Origin of the sequence: Snodgrassella sp. W6238H11, assembly GCF_016100525.1 — a bacterium.
In the GTDB taxonomy this organism is placed as follows: domain Bacteria; phylum Pseudomonadota; class Gammaproteobacteria; order Burkholderiales; family Neisseriaceae; genus Snodgrassella; species Snodgrassella alvi.
The window spans coordinates 286,361-302,073 of the sequence record NZ_JACFSH010000002.1; the positions used below are offsets into that span (position 1 = coordinate 286,361).

Genomic DNA, 15,713 nt, shown 5'->3' on the forward strand with positions numbered 1-15,713 from the left:
ATTAATTGTAATGAAAAGCTTAGAATAAATAAATTAATTCTAAGCTTTCATATATTAATATTGCAATTAATTTTTAATTACTATCTAATTTACTTGGGTTTGATGTTCGTCCCCTTGACGAGAACGAATACGACCTATCTGATAAACAGTTTCGCCTTGTTGCTGTAAAAATTTCTGTATCGCATCTGCATCTTCTGCATTCACCACCAAAACCATACCAATACCGCAATTAAAAGTGCGGTACATTTCCTGAATTTCTACATTTCCAGCTTGTTGCAGCCATTGAAAAAGTTTGGGTAATGGCCATGATTGAGAATCAATGGCGGCCACTGTGTTTTCAGGAAGAATGCGGGGTACATTTTCACTGATACCGCCACCGGTAATATGAGCCATACCTTTGATGGTAAATTGTTTTAGTGCCGCCAGAATAGGTTTTACATAAAGCCGGGTTGGGGCAATGATTGCCTGGCGCAATGTTTTACCTTGATTAAATTCAGCGTCAAGCTCAGGCTGGGCACGTTCGATAATTTTACGAACCAGTGAGTAGCCATTGGAGTGAATACCGTTTGAAGCCAGACCTAATACAACGTCACCTGCAACAATGCTGCGTCCGTTAATTACCTGTTCTTTTTCTACAACGCCAACTGCAAAGCCGGCCAGATCATATTCGCCATCGGGATACATGCCCGGCATTTCTGCAGTTTCACCACCAATCAGTGCACATCCGGACTGTTCGCACCCGGCTGCAATGCCTTTAATAACAGCGGCGGCACGTTCAACATCTAGTTTGCCGCAGGCAAAATAATCCAGAAAGAATAATGGTTCTGCCCCTTGCACCAGAATATCATTGACACTCATGGCTACCAGATCAATGCCTACAGTGTCGTGCTGATCCCATTCAAAGGCCAGTTTCAGTTTGGTACCTACACCATCGGTACCAGAAACCAGTACCGGATGGCGATATTTCTGGCTGATTTCAACCAGAGCACCAAATCCGCCCAGATCACCCAATACTTCAGGCCGCATGGTACGCTTAGCAAATGGTTTAATTCTTTCAACCAAAGAATCGCCAGCATTAATATCAACACCGGCATCACGATAACTCAGGGACTGGCTCATTTGGTGTGTTTCCTTTGGGTAAGACAAAGCAAGTTAAATTAGGATGGAGTAAACCAAAAACCGGATAATTTTAACATTTTTCACCTTTTGCCGGTGTGTAAATTATTAGAGTTTGTGAACAAGAGGATAGGCGTGGCTGGCATTCACAGATTTCGATTATTTCTGTCAGAGAAATTAATTTTTAAAAATTCAATTATCTATTCAATATTTTTTATATAACACTATTTCAATAAGTATTTATTGATTATTTCATGCTATTTACAAGCTCTGATATTTTCTGTTTTACCAGTTTGACCGAAAACATAAAGAAAAAGGCCGAATCTGATGATTCGGCCTGAGTATTAGCTCTGCCGCAGGCAGCTAATAGTAATTGTAAATACTGCTTAGGCTTTACGAGCCGGCAGTTTTTCACGGATGCGGGCAGCTTTACCGGTTAAGCCACGCAGGTAGTACAGTTTGGCACGACGTACATCACCACGACGTTTAACTTCGATTTTTTCAACGGCTGGAGAATATAACTGGAATGTACGTTCTACACCTTCACCGCTGGAAATTTTACGAACGATGAAGTTACTGTTCAGACCACGGTTACGACGGGCGATTACAATGCCTTCATAGGCCTGTAAACGGGTACGGCTACCTTCAGTAACACGTACAGAAACAACCACGGTATCACCTGGTGCAAAAGCCGGAATTTCTTTATTCAGGCGAGCGATTTCTTCTTGCTCTAATTGTTGAATTAAGTTCATATTAAGCTTCCTATTATAATGGGATATCCCGTTCCTCTTGTCTGATTGTCTGCAAGAGTCTGGATTCCTCTGGGTTTAATTCACGATCGGCCAGTAAATCTGGTCGGCGTGTCAGTGTGCGCCTGAGCGCCTGAGTTAATCGCCACTGTGCGATTAAAGCATGATTACCACTACGTAAAACGTCGGGAACTGTCTGCTGACGAAATTCTACCGGACGGGTGTAGTGTGGGCAATCAAGTAAACCATTGGCAAATGAGTCTTCTACTGCTGAGCGTGTATCGCCAAGTGTGCCGGGTAACAAACGGATTACTGCATCCATTAACATCATTGCCGGCAATTCACCGCCGGAAACCACAAAGTCACCAATACTGATTTCGGTTACTTCGTTGCTGGTCAGGATGCGTTCATCAATACCTTCATAACGGCCGCACAGTACAATCAAAGCCTTTTCTCTAGCCAGATTTGCTGTCTGTGCATGATTCAGTGGCTTGCCCTGCGGACTCATATAAATCAGCCGTCCTTCGGGACAAGTCTGTCTGGCTGTATCAATGGCTGCCTGTAAGGGCGGAGCCATCATAATCATTCCCGGGCCACCACCAAACGGCCGGTCATCAATATAACCCAATGGGTTATCAGCGAACTGGCGCGGATTAATGGTAGCAAATTCCCATATACCTTTTTGTAATGCACGACCGGTTACGCCACTGCCGGTAAGGGCGGTAAACATTTCCGGAAACAGGGTAATGGCCTGAATGTGCATCAGTAATCACTGCCCCAGTCAACAACAATTTGCTGTTGAGGCAAGTTAACTTCATCAATGTACTGTGAGACAAAGGGAATCAGTTTACGGCCAAAAGCACCATCTACTACCAGTACGTCATGCGCACCGGTTTGCATTAATGAACTGACAGTACCCAGATTTTCCTGTGTACGGTTATGTACCTGCATTCCGATCAGGTCTGTCCAGTAATACTCATTGTCATCGGTTTCGGCAAAGCTGGCGCGGTCTATTTCGATGGTAAAGCCGCGCAGTAATGCTGCGCTGTCACGATCGGTTATGCCGTCAAATCTTACCTGTAACTCATCGCCGCTGATTTTGCTTTCGGCTATGCTTACAGTTTTAATCTGGCCATCTTTACTCAGCTGCCATTGCGGATAGTCGAGCAGGCTATCGGTATATTCAGTATCAGAATGGACTTTCACCCAGCCTTTTACTCCGAACACACCTTTTATATAGCCCATTGCTACCCATTGTGGCTGTGTACTATTCATTTGCTTTACTGCTAAATCAGGCTGCAGCCTTTTGTTCTTTAACCAGCTTGGCAACAGCTTCGCTTAATTGCGCGCCCTGACCAATCCAGTGGTTCAGACGGTCTGCGCTCAGACGTACGCGTTCCTGTTTCTCATTGGCAACAGGATTGTAAAAACCAACGCGTTCGATAAAGCGGCCGTCACGGCGGTTGTGTGAGTCTGCTACGACAATGTTATAGAAAGGACGGTGTTTAGAACCACCGCGAGCCAAACGGATAACTACCATAGTGTATTCCTTAGTGAAAAAATCGAAGTAATTTTATTCTGCCAAGATAACAGAAAATCGCTAATTTTAGTGGGTAATTCCTAGTCTTGGCAAGCTGTTAATGCATATTTGTTGCGTATATAGTGTTTCGGATCTGCTTGTTATTGGATGTTTATTTAATTAGCATTGCTGCTGAGGCGTGTGGTTTAAGTTGTTGCTATATCAGCTTAAATTGATAGAAAACGCTAAAGTGTAATTCGGATGCGCAGGTGGCTGTAGAGATGTTTTTTATAATTATATTTTATAAATCATATTGTTATTATTATAATCTATAATTGTGCTATCAGGTTTTTATTAATAAGGGCTGCATAGCTTCATTTCTTCGCGTATCATAGCTGTTACATGTTTTTGCGGATATCTCAACAATGAAACAGATTTTTTTGGATTTTGAACAACCTATAGCCGAGCTGGTACAGAAAATAGATGAGTTGCGCTTTGTACAGGATGAGTCAGCTGTAGATATATCCGAAGAAATCGCGCGCCTGAAAAAGAAAAGTGACGATTTAACCAAAAATCTTTTTGCCAAACTGACACCGGTGCAAATTTCACAGGTATCCCGTCATGCACAGCGTCCGTATACTTTAGATTATATTGATGCTTTGTGTACTGATTTTGAAGAATTGCACGGTGATCGTGCATTTGCTGATGATGCAGCTATCGTTGGCGGTTTGGCGCGCTTTAATGGTGAAAGCGTAATGGTTATTGGTCATCAGAAAGGCCGTGATACCAAGGAAAAAATTCGCCGTAATTTTGGGATGCCTAAGCCCGAAGGATACCGTAAGGCTCTGCGCCTGATGAAGCTGGCAGAAAAATTTCAAATACCTCTGCTAACCTTTATTGATACACCGGGAGCTTATCCGGGCATCGGAGCGGAAGAAAGAGGGCAGTCTGAAGCCATCGGCCGTAATTTATACGAGCTGGCACGGCTGCGTATACCGGTTATCTGTACGGTAATTGGTGAAGGCGGTTCAGGCGGAGCGCTGGCAATAGCTGTTGGTGATTACATCAATATGCTGCAATTTTCGACTTATTCGGTGATTTCACCTGAAGGGTGTGCATCTATTCTATGGAAAACCGCAGAAAAAGCTCCGGAAGCTGCTCAGGCTCTGGGGATTACTGCTAAACGCCTGCATGATTTAAAATTAATTGATACTGTGATTGAGGAGCCTCTGGGAGGAGCGCATCGTAATTATCCGGAAATTATGCAGCGGGTAAAATCGGTGCTTACCCGTCAGCTGCAAGATGCTAAAGACAAACAGTTGTCGACATTACTAACCCGGCGTTTTGATCGTCTGATGAGTTATGGTCAGTTCAGCGGTAAGTAAACTATGTGACAATATTACACAACAATGGTCAGCCTCTATGGCTGGCCGTTGTATTTTAGCAGTCGGTCTCAGCGGCGGGCTGGATTCGGTGGTATTGTTACATGCGTTAACGAAATTGCGTGATAGTCTTCCGGTGCATATATCAGCAATTCATGTGCATCATGGTTTAAGCAGATATGCAGATGAATGGGCGGTATTTTGTGAGCAGTTATGCGCATCGTGGTCAGTTCCGCTGCAACTGGTCAGAGTAGATGTGCGTGCGGCCGGAGAGGGATTGGAAGCCGCTGCGCGTAAAGCACGTTATCAGGTTTATGCTGATAGTGAAGCTGATGCGGTAGTACTGGCGCATCACAGAAATGACCAAATTGAAACCTTTTTTTTGGGGGCTCTGCGCGGTGGCGGTTTACGTTCGCTTTCAGCTATGCCGGCGATACGTTCATTAACTGAACATACTGTTATCTGGCGTCCGCTATTGCATTTTTCCCGGCAACAGCTCAAGGCATATGCAGATGCCGCAGGACTTGGGCATATTGAAGATGACAGTAATAGTAATTGTGCCTATTTACGCAACTGGCTGCGTCTGGACGGTTTGCCATACTGGCGCACACATCTGCCACACCTGGATACCCAGATAGAAGCGGCAGTAGAACGTTTACAGGATGAACTGTCCTTATTAAATGAAATAGCTGAAGCTGACTGGACTATGCTGCATGCACAGCAAAGGGGGTTTCAGATACCTTTATGGCGTAATTTAAGTGAATCACGCCGTCGGCAGCAATTGCGTTTATTTACGCAAAAGCATTGTTTGGGAATGTCTACGTCTGCGGCTCTAACAGAATTTGCACGACAGTTGATGGAAGGCAAAACCGGTGCACAATGGGCTTTACCGCATGCACGTGTGGTCTATTATGATTCCAGATTATGGATTGATAAGTATGATGTAAGCGGGCAGTGGCACTGGTATGGATTGTTACCGGTATCCAGTCAGAAACTGGTTACTGCCCGTTATCTGCAATGGAACCGGCATCCTTTTGGTTTGGCGGAAACTGATGCTGCGTGGATAGTGCGTCAGGCAGATAATGAAGATACTATTGTTCTGAGAGGAGGAAGAAAAAAAGTTAGAAAATTATTACAAGAAAGGAAGATCCCTCCTTTTATGCGTGCTGTCTGGCCGGTTTTATGTGACTCAGACAATCAGTGTGTCGCTGTTATTAATGTTGCTGTTGATATTGACAGAGGTATAACTGACGGATGGATGCCAATTATGGAGGACTTGCCTCTAAGGCTGTAAAACTTTAAGGCAGATACTAGATTTATCGCAGATTCAGCTGCTGATTGATGCAACAACAATAATGACTAGAGGATAACAAAATGCATGATGATTCTACCCGGCAGGTGGAAGAGCAGGTGTTGGTGCGAAGGGCTCAGCAGGGTGATGCTCAGATTTTTAGTTTGCTGGTCAGAAAGTATCAGCGTCGTTTAAAACACTTTCTGCGTCGTTTTACTCATGATGAGCAAACAACGCTGGATGTGGTACAGGAAACATTTCTTAAAGCTTATAAAGCTATGCCGCAATTTCGTGCCGGAAGTCAGTTTTATACGTGGCTTTGCTGTATCGGTATGAATACGGCTAAGTCTATGGCAGCTGTTTACGGACGTGAACCGCAAATGATTACTGAGATTATGGATGAGGACGGAGATGAAACTGATGTACTGGAACATTTGTCAGATTATCAGACTCCGGAGGATTTATTACTTAATCGTGAGCTGATTGATGCTGTTGATGAAGCAATTAATCAATTGCCGGCCAATCTGCGTCAGCCGATTATTTTATCAGAGATAAATGGTCTGACCTATGAAGAAATCGCTCAGGAATTAGGCTGTCCGGTAGGTACAGTGCGTTCACGTATTGCACGTGCCCGCGAAACGTTATCAGCCCAGATTGATACCAGATTTGAAAGAAAATAAGTCCCTCTGTAAATTGAAATTCTGATTTTCAGAATTTGGTAAAATAATTCTGGTAATTAAGTTAATCAGCATTATTTGGCATTTCACTGCTTATATTTTAATCTGGTATATATACTTAATATTATGCAAAAAACAGTTTATCTGTAATTAGCAGATAAACTATCTTTTTTCTTGATGTGTTACCTGTGTCCGGAATCTGTCCGGCGGGCTGAGGTAATATATTTGCTCTGTCTCAAATTAATTTATCGGGTCGAACTGGGATGCAGGAGATTTGCTTGTAATTGCAGCTATCTGTCTGTAATGACTAAGATAATTTGTCAAATTTGCTAAGTATTTGTAAGAGTAAGGAAAAAAATTATTTCACTTACTCTTGAATTGCGGCGAGCCAGCCATACTTTAAGTAACGAATAAATTTATATTTACGCCCCGCTGAAAATGCGGGTTTGTATTAACCAACTTTGCTGTGCCTCGGGCACTAAAGATGTGGAGAAGATAATATGACTATTCGTCCTTTGAATGACCGCGTTGTCGTAAAACGTCTGGAAGCTGAAGAAAAAACTGCTTCTGGTATTGTGTTACCCGGTTCTGCTGCTGAAAAACCTGATATGGGTGAAATAATTGCCGTAGGTAATGGCAAACTGCTGAAAAACGGTGACCGTCAGAAACTGGATGTTAAAGTTGGCGATAAAGTAATTTTCGGAAAATACAGCGGCCAGACTGTTAAAGTAGACGGTGAAGAGTTGCTGGTAATGCGCGAAGAAGATATTTTCGGTATCGTTGAATAAATTATTTATCCAGAAATTTAATTTTATTGCATAATTAATTATTAAAGATTAGGAGTTGCAAATGGCAGCAAAAGACGTGAAATTCTCTGACGAAGCCCGTCAGAAAATGGTTGCTGGTGTCAATGTATTGGCTGAAGCAGTAAAAGTAACTTTAGGCCCTAAAGGTCGTAACGTGCTGCTGGATCGTGCCTTTGGCGGACCGCACATCACTAAAGACGGTGTGTCTGTTGCTAAAGAAGTAGAATTGAAAGACAAATTCGAAAATATGGGCGCACAGCTGGTTAAAGAAGTTGCTTCTAAAACCAATGACGTGGCTGGTGACGGTACCACTACGGCAACTGTTCTGGCTCAGGCTATTGTTACTGAAGGCATGAAATATGTTACTGCCGGTATGAATCCGATGGATTTGAAACGCGGTATCGATAAAGCTGTTGAAGCTGTTATTGCCGAGCTGAAAAATATTTCTAAACCGGTTCCGGAAAAATCTAAAGAAATTTCTCAGGTTGCTTCTATTTCTGCCAATGCAGATGAATCTATCGGTGAAATCATTGCCAAAGCCATGAATGAAGTGGGTAAAGAAGGCGTGATCACTGTTGAAGACGGCAAATCACTGGAAAATGAAGTAGAAGTTGTTAAAGGTATGCAGTTTGACCGCGGCTACCTGTCTCCTTACTTTGTTACTGATGTAGAAAAACAGATTGCCGGTCTGGACAGCCCGTATATTTTGCTGTTTGATAAAAAAATCTCTAACATCCGCGATTTGCTGCCTGTGCTGGAACAAGTGGCAAAAACCAGCCGTCCTTTGCTGATTATTGCTGAAGATGTTGAAGGTGAAGCTCTGGCTACTCTGGTAGTAAACAATATTCGCGGTATCCTGAAAACCGTTGCTGTTAAAGCTCCGGGCTTTGGTGACCGTCGTAAAGCCATGTTGCAGGATATTGCTATCCTGACCGGTGGTACTGTTATTGCTGAAGAAGTTGGTCTGTCTCTGGAAAAAGCCACTCTGGAAGACTTAGGTCAGGCTAAACGTGTAGAAGTTGGTAAAGAAAATACTACTGTGATTGACGGGCTGGGTGACAAGGCTGCTGTTGAAGCACGTGTTGCTGAAATCCGCAAACAGATCGAAGTGGCTACCAGCGACTACGATAAAGAAAAATTGCAGGAACGCGTGGCTAAACTGGCCGGCGGTGTGGCAGTAATTAAAGTTGGTGCTGCTACTGAAGTTGAAATGAAAGAGAAAAAAGATCGCGTGGATGACGCCCTGCATGCTACCCGTGCTGCAGTAGAAGAAGGTGTGGTAGCCGGTGGTGGTGTTGCCCTGTTGCGTGCCCGTGCTGCGATTAAAGACCTGAAAGGTGCTAATGCTGATCAGGAAGCCGGGGTGAAAATCGTACTGAAAGCAGTTGAAGCACCATTACGCCAGATTGTTGCCAATGCCGGTGATGAACCAAGCGTTGTAGTAAACAATGTGTTGAATGGTTCTGGTAACTATGGCTATAACGCTGGTACTGGTGAGTATGGTGATATGCTGGAAATGGGTGTACTGGATCCGGCTAAAGTTACCCGCACTGCTTTGCAGCATGCTGCTTCTATCGCTGGTCTGATGCTGACTACTGATTGCATGATTACCGAATTACCGGAAGATAAACCTGCTGCTCCTGATATGGGTGGCATGGGCGGTATGGGTGGCATGGGCGGCATGATGTAATAGTCGTGTCTGGCTAACTAGTCAACATATAGCTAATAGTGAGCATAACGGGTGTTATGCTCACTATTTTTATATTGAATGGTTTAACTATAATAATGGCCAGATGCTTCAGATTTTATCACCCACATATCAGACAAAGTAATCATTCTTTTGCTGTTAAATGTGTTGATGATGATATTGTGTAAATGAAAGTACAGTATTAACCACATTTTTTTGTTAGTAATTGCTTATTATTAATTTTTCTATGTGTTAACTATGCTTTAATTCAAAGCAGATTTATAAGCTTTATACCTTTTATTGTAGCTATTAGTTTTTTACGTCTGTGGAAAATATCTTTATTTCGATTAGATTTTTTCAATAAATCTTAGTCAATAAGAACGTTATATAGCTGAAATATTGTTAAATGAAACTTTTATCAATATTTCAGCTCATATCATAAAATGACTAATTATCATAATGTGAAAAATGAAATTTCAAATCTAAAAAACTGTTTGGCTATTTTCAAAATAATCTTCATAAATCAATTCAAAATTTGATAAATTAAATTTATTGGTAAAATCACCAACAAAGAATTCAGTCTGTTTTATGCAGAGTAAAGCAGGGTGATACATTCCTATGAATAAAAAATTATTTTTCAGATGATGGGTTCTCAAATAAGAAATAGCTTATTGCGCAAATAACAGCCATGACTGCCCAAACGCCGACCCAGGAGAATTGATGTAATAGCCATGGAATTATGGCTGGAGTTGCAAACAGAATGAAAAATACTACTGTATTAGCCATGGCTAATACGGTTGCAACACTCTTTTGTCCGGCAACGGTAGCCAGTTCAGTATATCCGATTCCATGCCAGGAAGAAATTGATATACCAGATATAAGAATAATGAAACTAACAAAGTAGGCAAAATGATGTATATTGAATTTATATGAAAAATAAGTAAATACTGTAAGGGCTGCGAATAAGATGAATGACAGGGCTGTAACCGCTTTCAGAAAAAATTTTCTATTTCCCTTTTTATCTGTATAAAAGCCACTACCGATACGTGTTGGTATTGAACTGATTTGTATGAAAAATAGTAGGATACTGATATATCCAATACTTAATCCGGCAAAATCGTGCAAGAAAAGCATTGAAAATGTCATCAATGCAAACTGTGGCGCACATAAAATACCCACAGCTAATACAATGCGCCATACTTTCAATGATTTCATTGGCTGAGTTGATTTATTTTTTAGTGATTGTGTTATATCCGGTGTTTTGCGTTCACTCTTACTATCCGGATCAATAATCCATAGATAGCTGAATAATGCAGCCAGAATACAAATAAATGCCGATATAAATAGTGTGGTCGAGAATCCATAATGAATTGATATATAAGGGTAGAATAATGCTCCCAATGCATAACCAAGTGGTACAGCTGCCTGCCTTACACTCATTGCTAAGCCGCGTTGCTGTGGTTTAAACCATTGTATGATCGCTTTGCCACTGGAACCATTTACACTGCTCCCAAAAAGACCGACGACTAGTAAACCGGCACATAAAATGATACTTATTGAAGTGTGTGATGATATTTTTGCAAAATAAGCTAGGCTGAAAAGAGCTATGGCAGTTGTGGACAATCCTGTAATTAATATCGGCCGATCTCCGAAGCGATCGGTGGCAATTCCCCAGGGTAATTCACTTACAGCAATTCCAAAACCTACAATGCCCATTAAAAGCCCTAATACAGATGTTTGGATATGGTAATCATTACGCAGAATAATGGAGGCTGCAGGTACGCCGCCGATAACAAAGGTAAAGCATGTATTAGCGAATGCACCTGTAAATAAAACTTTCCATTTATGGTTATCAGAAAAAAAAATTTTATTTTTATCCGGCAATTTGTTTGAATTTAAAGACATTGATGAACTCCTGTTGTTTTTCCAGAAAATAATAGCTAGAATTTTTTATATCTGTAAAACAGGATTTTTTGATTTATTTATAACGGAAAATCCGATATATTAAAGAAATCTAATGACACTAACCGATGAAGACTGATTACACTATGGAAAAACTTGATTTAGAAATTCTTCACACATTTGTTGTCATTGTAGAAATGGGCAGCTATACAAAAGCTTCGAATATTTTATTTAAATCTCAATCGGCTATCAGTGAACAAATCCAAAAGCTTGAGGTATTTTGCGATGCACAACTGCTACATCGTGGCAGATACGGAGCGAAACCGACAGCTATCGGTGAAAAAATGTATAAGCATGCAAAAAAGATATTATCTTTAAATGATAATATCATAGCTGATATTAGAAACCATGATTTGGTATATGAGCTGACACTTTCAATTACAGATTATTTTATGCCTGCTACGATAGCATCTGTATTAAAAGGGCTACGTGACCAATGTCAGAATATTCAATTTAATGTCTCAATTCAGAGCAGTTCAAAAATGCTTCTTGAACATACTCTGGAACAATATGATATCGCTTTATTTATTCATTTAAACGGACAGCGATTACCCGATAATGATAATTTTATGGTTGTAGGGCATGAACCGCTCTGCTGGGCTGGCTCGAAAGATCTTAGTATAACCGGATCTGCTCCGCTGCCAATTATAACTTTGCCAAAAGGCTGCTTATTACAAAAATTAGCTATAGATAAATTAGAAAATAATAAAATATCTTATAATTTATCTCATTATGCTTCCAGTGTTATTGGTATGCAGTCTGCTATTGAGGCTCAATTAGGTATAGGCTGTCTGAACAGATCGTCAATGTCTAAGAAATTTATCGATTACACCGATATCCTGAAACTTCCAGCATTACCAGATATTGATTATATTATGTATTATAAATCGGAGAAAAATCCTTTTATAAATACGATAAAAGGATTAGTTGAGCGGGTAACAAGCAATGATAATGCTTTCGAAAAATAAAAATTTTTAAAAATATTATTATGCTTATCAATACTGGTGTTTTCGCTAACTCAGATCTTAGATAATTCATAATATCGATTGATAAGTTGTTTTCTGTCAACTTTGCCAATATGAGTCATGGGTAATTCGTCAATGATATATATTTTTTTTGGCATCTGGTAACGTGCAATTTGTGGTTTTAACCAGTCTATTAAAGTATCTTCGGTTTGTTCAGTATGTGCTGCTAATACCACAAATGCCACTAATCTCTGTCCGAATTCCTCATCATTAACACTAATAACGGCTAAGTCGTTAATGTCAGGATGGTTAACTAAGCATTGTTCGAGTTCGTATGGGTAAACATTTTCACCACCTGAAACTATCATGTCATCAGCCCGGCCATTTAGATAATAATTATTTGTACTGTCTTTTTGAACTATATCACCAGTAGCAGTCCAGTTTTTGCCCTGAGTGGACCACGCACATTTGATATAGAGTTCACCTTTTATCGCATCCTCTTTGCCATTGTTCATTAATTTGGCTGATAATCCTTTAACAGGCTTACCTAGAGTTGATGGGTGAGTGATCAAATCGTCCGGTGTTGCAATCAGGCATATTCCAGCTTCCGATGTGCCATATAAGTTAAATAACACTTTACCAAGTTGATTAATTGTTCGTTGAACCAGCGTGACAGCAATTGGTGCGCCGCCGGTGATGATGCATCTTAAACTACGTAACTGCGTTACAGAATAATTCATCATTCGACTGAGCATTAAGGGAACGAGGGTGATAACTTCAATGTTATGTTTGTTAATAAGTTGACAAATTTTGGCGGCATCAAAGCGTTTATTGATAAATATAGTGGCACCTAATAGTACCGACATACACAATGTCGCAATACCAAAACCATGGTAAATCGGTGTTGCTATATAGATTCTGTTATATTTGCTCAGGTTTAATTTCATCAACAATTGATAAAAAGGACTGATAAAATTTTGTGCTTTACTATTGCGTCCTGCCATTTTAAAACGTCCTGTTGTACCACTGGTTAACACAGTAAGTTTATTAAAATGGATAACTTTAAGATTGCCAGAATAGGGGGGCATCTTATCCTTTAAGAGCGAGTAAATGGAAATTTGCTCCGGATGATCTGTTGGTAATGATTTGACATCAATTAAGATAGGAATTTGAGGATCATGTATGATCCAATCAAATTTTACCGCATCTTGTATATTTTGTAATTGCTTGGCTGATAGTTCTGTATTGAGTAAGTAAATATCTGCACCTAGCCGTGCAATAGCAAAGAGAGTTTGAATCATAATAGTATGATTACTTGCCATTATGGCTATTTTTTGATGCGGTTTTATGTCACAATGCGCTGCTAATTTTTTGGCTAAATGCTGCGACTGCGTATAAAGTGTACGATAATTTATACAATTGTCATTTTCATTAATGGCGATTTGGTCTGGGCTCAGCTTCTGACGTACATAGAGCAACGCCATTAAATTCATTCCAACCGAACGAAAACTCATTAATAAATAAAAAATTCCTTTAAAAGTCAAAAGTTTAATGGTGTATAGCGCTTTGATTGTTTTTATCATCATTTTCTCTTAATGTAATAACAATTTAATTTAAACCAGATGCCATTAAACAGGACGCCGGCCAATTGCACTATCATCGCCCACCATGGTTTATATTGGCGTTTTTGTGTTTGTAATAAATAGCTTATAATTGTAGCAGCTTGCTTTGGCTGTAATGCAGGTAAGTTCTGATAAGCTCTGGTCGGCTCGATCATCCTTGTTTTTACTAAAGGTAAATATGCTGTCGATACTTTGATTTGCCGGTTTTGTAATTCAGGCATTGCTGAACGCAGCCATTGATCGAATGCCGTTTTTGAGGCTTGATATGCTGACCAATTTACCGCTGGCGCAAACAACACATTGACAGCCGAAACGTTAATGATATGTCCTTTACTTTGCTGTAATTTGGGGATAAGTGCAAGGCATAATTGTACCGGAGTCAGGTAGTTTAATTTTATAGTTCGTTCAAAATCATGCTGGCGGTCTAACGATTGCATGACCGGGCGACAAATTGATTTACCGGCATTATTAATAAATATATCAACAGGTAAATTTTGTATATATTTTATGAATCCATCAATTTGTTCCTGATCACGCAAATCAGCTGCATAAATGTCAATTTTAGCTTTGCTCATAGTAAGCCGTTGCTTTAATTCGCGCAGTTTATCAACTGTGCGCGCAACCAATATTAAATTGCAATCAATATCGGCCAAAAGATAACAAAGCGACTCACCAATGCCATAACTGGCGCCTGTTATAATGATAGTTTTATGTTTTAACCGCTGCGTTAAACGGCGGATATTAGGTTTATGTACATAAAACAGCAAAAAGTTAAGCAGTTTAATCAAAGCAACGGATTTCAATTGTTAAATAATATAAACAACAGCATGAAGGTAGCAATTAATAAATCAATAGGTTATTTATTTTTGTTACGTCATCATTTTAATATAATATATTAAATAATTAGTCTGGTTAAACCTTGTCCTTAGCATGGATTAATAAAGCAGGCTATCATCATGACGGAATAAATAGCGGAAATGTAAATCATCCTGGAATATCATATATTCCAAAAAGATAAGCAAACCTTGCCAAAGATAGAATAAAAATTAATGCTACAAGTTTAATTGATAAACTTTATAGATTTAGTAAATGAAAAAGTTATATGCCCATAATATAGAATGAACCATACTTTTGTATAGTTATATCAATCCAGGCTATAAAATCGATAATCATCTGAGAAAGCAAAGGCTTGGATTTAGAAAACTTGTGAGCCGTTTCTTTTAAATAATCGTCTTCCAGCATACAGACAAAACGAAAATTAAATAAATCACTTTTAAGTTCTTTTAAATTCTGGGCTTGATCAACCCTGGTCTTAAGCCTTAATAGTGCCGGTTTTATAAGTAGCCATTGTTCTGTATTAACTTCGGTGATTCCCCAATGCCCATATTCACCGTATTTAGGAACATACTCGTATATAATGCCCTCAATAAAGCTGAACGCTCCTTCTGTCAGGTATTTAGATGTAGTACTGTAGACGGCTTTTTTATTAGGGGGTATGGCGAATTCAAAAATAAGCCCGCCTATGTTCTTATAATATGATTGTAAATTAAAATTAATCATGCACACACCATTATATTTCTCAAATGAGATTAAAACTGTATTAAATATAGGTACACTGAATATATTTTTAATTCAATTAATATATTATTTTAAATGGAAATTTGATTTATTTTAAAAAATTCAACTAGATACTGAGTTATATTTTAGGTGAAAAATTAGGTATTTTATACATGTATTTATAGATTAATTATAAATAATCATTGCAGTTGTGCTATTGTTTTTTCAATAATATTGGAATATTTTAGCATGAAATAAAAAAAAAGGTTTAATTAAATTAATCTGTTTTTCCAGAAAATTTCTTCGAGCCCACATCTGCCGGCTTAGGCTGAGTTTTAAATTCCTCTAAGCCGATACCAAAACTTATCAAACAGTATGCT

Annotated in this window: 15 protein-coding genes; 6 read left to right on the top strand and 9 right to left on the bottom strand. The window is 39.6% G+C overall.

All coding sequences use genetic code 11. The annotated features are described in order from the left end of the window. Nucleotides 1–84 precede the first annotated feature (84 nt). The 5 genes from purM to rpsP form a co-directional block, all read right to left on the bottom strand. Nucleotides 85–1,119: a phosphoribosylformylglycinamidine cyclo-ligase gene (gene purM, locus H3V00_RS04790; RefSeq protein ID WP_198206927.1), complete on the bottom strand. Its 1,035-nt coding sequence runs from the start codon at nt 1,117–1,119 to the stop codon at nt 85–87. Nucleotides 1,120–1,502: 383 nt separating this feature from the next. Continuing rightward, nucleotides 1,503–1,868 carry a 50S ribosomal protein L19 gene (gene rplS, locus H3V00_RS04795; RefSeq protein ID WP_025331156.1) on the bottom strand — a complete coding sequence of 122 codons (366 nt, stop codon included), beginning with the start codon at nt 1,866–1,868 and terminating at the stop codon, nt 1,503–1,505. Between the two features lie 13 nt (nt 1,869–1,881). Further along, nucleotides 1,882–2,628, bottom strand: a complete 747-nt coding sequence (gene trmD / locus H3V00_RS04800; protein WP_198206926.1) for a tRNA (guanosine(37)-N1)-methyltransferase TrmD — start codon at nt 2,626–2,628, stop codon at nt 1,882–1,884. Then, nucleotides 2,628–3,140: a ribosome maturation factor RimM gene (rimM, locus tag H3V00_RS04805; RefSeq protein ID WP_078475139.1), complete on the bottom strand. Its 513-nt coding sequence runs from the start codon at nt 3,138–3,140 to the stop codon at nt 2,628–2,630. The genes trmD and rimM overlap by 1 nt, the downstream gene beginning before the upstream one ends. A 16-nt stretch (nt 3,141–3,156) precedes the next feature. After that, nucleotides 3,157–3,405, bottom strand: a complete 249-nt coding sequence (rpsP, locus tag H3V00_RS04810; RefSeq protein WP_025331153.1) for a 30S ribosomal protein S16 — start codon at nt 3,403–3,405, stop codon at nt 3,157–3,159. A 404-nt stretch (nt 3,406–3,809) separates the two neighbouring features. Between rpsP and H3V00_RS04815 the strand changes: the two genes are divergently transcribed. The 5 genes from H3V00_RS04815 to groL all read left to right on the top strand — a co-directional run bounded on the left by H3V00_RS04815 (nt 3,810) and on the right by groL (nt 9,230). Beyond that, nucleotides 3,810–4,769, top strand: coding sequence for an acetyl-CoA carboxylase carboxyltransferase subunit alpha (locus H3V00_RS04815; RefSeq protein WP_198206925.1), 960 nt, complete (start codon nt 3,810–3,812; stop codon nt 4,767–4,769). Continuing rightward, nucleotides 4,747–6,060, top strand: a complete 1,314-nt coding sequence (gene tilS / locus H3V00_RS04820; protein WP_198206924.1) for a tRNA lysidine(34) synthetase TilS — start codon at nt 4,747–4,749, stop codon at nt 6,058–6,060. Before H3V00_RS04815 ends, tilS begins: the two co-directional genes overlap by 23 nt. Nucleotides 6,061–6,140: 80 nt before the next feature. Then, nucleotides 6,141–6,737 (top strand): sigma-70 family RNA polymerase sigma factor, encoded by a 597-nt coding sequence (locus H3V00_RS04825; protein ID WP_025331150.1) that lies wholly within the window; start codon nt 6,141–6,143, stop codon nt 6,735–6,737. Nucleotides 6,738–7,234: 497 nt separating this feature from the next. Beyond that, entirely contained in the window at nt 7,235–7,522 is a 288-nt protein-coding gene (gene groES, locus H3V00_RS04830) for a co-chaperone GroES (RefSeq protein WP_025331149.1), read from the top strand. A 61-nt stretch (nt 7,523–7,583) separates the two neighbouring features. Continuing rightward, nucleotides 7,584–9,230 carry a chaperonin GroEL gene (groL, locus tag H3V00_RS04835; protein WP_078475142.1) on the top strand — a complete coding sequence of 549 codons (1,647 nt, stop codon included), beginning with the start codon at nt 7,584–7,586 and terminating at the stop codon, nt 9,228–9,230. Between the two features lie 627 nt (nt 9,231–9,857). On the opposite strand, the gene H3V00_RS04840 is transcribed toward groL, so the two are convergent. Continuing rightward, nucleotides 9,858–11,132, bottom strand: coding sequence for an MFS transporter (locus H3V00_RS04840; RefSeq protein WP_198206923.1), 1,275 nt, complete (start codon nt 11,130–11,132; stop codon nt 9,858–9,860). Between the two features lie 143 nt (nt 11,133–11,275). Between H3V00_RS04840 and H3V00_RS04845 the strand changes: the two genes are divergently transcribed. After that, the gene (locus H3V00_RS04845; RefSeq protein ID WP_198206922.1) at nt 11,276–12,157 is read left to right on the top strand and encodes a LysR family transcriptional regulator; all 882 of its coding nucleotides are present in this window, start codon (nt 11,276–11,278) and stop codon (nt 12,155–12,157) included. Nucleotides 12,158–12,207: 50 nt separating this feature from the next. Here the strand turns inward: H3V00_RS04845 and H3V00_RS04850 are convergent, their stop codons facing one another. The 3 genes from H3V00_RS04850 to H3V00_RS04860 all read right to left on the bottom strand — a co-directional run bounded on the left by H3V00_RS04850 (nt 12,208) and on the right by H3V00_RS04860 (nt 15,336). Beyond that, on the bottom strand, nt 12,208–13,740 hold the full coding sequence (locus H3V00_RS04850) for a class I adenylate-forming enzyme family protein (protein WP_198206921.1): 1,533 nt from the start codon (nt 13,738–13,740) through the stop codon (nt 12,208–12,210). Next, a complete protein-coding gene (locus H3V00_RS04855) occupies nt 13,737–14,579 on the bottom strand; it encodes an SDR family NAD(P)-dependent oxidoreductase (protein WP_084552979.1) in 843 nt (280 codons plus the stop codon). The genes H3V00_RS04850 and H3V00_RS04855 overlap by 4 nt, the downstream gene beginning before the upstream one ends. A 295-nt stretch (nt 14,580–14,874) precedes the next feature. Then, nucleotides 14,875–15,336 (bottom strand): hypothetical protein, encoded by a 462-nt coding sequence (locus tag H3V00_RS04860; RefSeq protein WP_198206920.1) that lies wholly within the window; start codon nt 15,334–15,336, stop codon nt 14,875–14,877. Nucleotides 15,337–15,713 lie beyond the last annotated feature (377 nt).